Below are 1,621 nucleotides of genomic sequence, written 5' to 3'. Positions count from 1 at the left end.
TTTATAATTTTTTAAGCCTTTCAGAATGATTCTCATCCGATTCGAGGCCCGCCGGACGGGCGTTTGAGGCAATCGACCGGGGAGTTCTTCACAGAGTTATCCACAGGGCGTCGCGATCCGGCCCCACGCGCTGCGGCGGCCGGTCGCGCTTGCCGCGTCGGCGTGCGGCGCGCTAGAGTGCCGCCTTCCACGGACCCTGCGGCATGCGCCGCCCAACGGAGAATCCGCATTGACGAATCCGTCCCTCGCCGCGGCGCACGACGCGCCGCGCCCGGCCCGATGAGCGCGCCCGGCGGCCCGCTCGCGCGACTCGAAGCGCGCCTGACACGCGAATGGCAGCGGCGCGGCGCGCTCGCGTGGGCGCTCACGCCGTTCGCCTGCGTGTTCGGCCTGTGCGCGGCGCTGCGGCGCACTGCTTACGCGCAGGGCTGGAAGCAGCCGGTGGACGTCGGCGTGCCGGTGGTCGTGGTCGGCAACGTGACCGTCGGCGGCACCGGCAAGACGCCGACCGTGATCGCGCTCGTCGACGCGCTGCGCGCGGCCGGCTTCACGCCCGGCGTCGTGTCGCGCGGCTACGGCGCGAACGTGAAGGCGCCGACCGCCGTCACGCCGGCGTCGCGCGCAGGTGCGGCCGGCGACGAACCGCTGCTGATCGCGCGCCGCACCGGCGCGCCCGTGTGGGTGTGCCCCGACCGCGTCGCGGCCGCGCAGGCGCTGCGCGCCGCGCATCCGGACGTCGACGTGATCGTCAGCGACGACGGCCTGCAGCACTACCGCCTCGCGCGCACCGTCGAGCTGGTCGTATTCGACCACCGGCTCGGCGGCAACGGCTTCCTGCTGCCGGCCGGCCCGCTGCGCGAGCCGCTGTCGCGGCACCGCGACGCGACGCTCGTCAACGATCCGTACAGCGGCGCGCTGCCGCCGTGGCCCGACACCTACGCGCTCGCGCTGACGCCGGGCGCCGCTTGGCACCTCGACCAGCCCGCGCTGCGCCGCCCGCTGTCGCAATTCGCGAACGAACGCGTGCTCGCCGCGGCCGGCATCGGCGCGCCGGAACGCTTCTTCGCGACGCTGCGCGCGGCCGGTCTCGCGCCGGCCACCCGCGCGCTGCCTGACCATTACGCGTTCGCCGACAATCCATTCGTCGACGATGCCGTCGATGCGATCCTGATCACCGAGAAGGATGCAGTAAAATTGGGCGCTTCCTGGCGCGACGCCCGACTGTGGGTGGTCCCCGTCGAAGCCGCGCTCGACCCTCGCCTCATTGCCCTCGTTGTGGAGAAACTCCGTGGACGCTCGCCTGCTTGAAATCATTGTGTGCCCTATCTGCAAAGGCCCGCTCCACTACGACCGTGCCGCGCAGGAGCTGATCTGCAACGCGGACAAGCTCGCGTACCCGATCCGCGACGGCATCCCCGTGATGCTGGTCGACGAAGCGCGCCAGACCGTCGAAGGCACGCCGGTCGATCCGGCCGGCCGCTGAACCGCCGCGCCGCTCGCCCGGCGCCCGGCGCCCGGTGCCCGGTGCCCGGCGCCCCGATTCGACACCGTGACGGCCCGGCCCCGGCCGGGTCGCCGCACTCCGCCGGGCGACCGGCTTCCGGCGTCGCCCGCCCCGTCC

2 protein-coding genes are annotated in these 1,621 nt (G+C 72.9%); both read left to right on the top strand.

Annotated features, from left to right (window positions below):
* Positions 1-279 precede the first annotated feature (279 nt).
* Complete coding sequence (gene lpxK / locus H3O04_RS35260; protein WP_027812762.1) at positions 280-1,308, top strand: tetraacyldisaccharide 4'-kinase; 1,029 nt, start codon at positions 280-282, stop codon at positions 1,306-1,308.
* Entirely contained in the window at positions 1,289-1,483 is a 195-nt protein-coding gene (locus H3O04_RS35255; protein WP_006482216.1) for a Trm112 family protein, read from the top strand. Before lpxK ends, H3O04_RS35255 begins: the two co-directional genes overlap by 20 nt.
* Positions 1,484-1,621 lie beyond the last annotated feature (138 nt).

This window comes from Burkholderia sp. KCJ3K979, from assembly GCF_016759955.1.
Lineage (GTDB): Bacteria > Pseudomonadota > Gammaproteobacteria > Burkholderiales > Burkholderiaceae > Burkholderia > Burkholderia orbicola.
The sequence above is the reverse complement of the archived record's forward strand: the minus strand, read 5'-3'. Positions and strand labels throughout refer to the sequence as shown.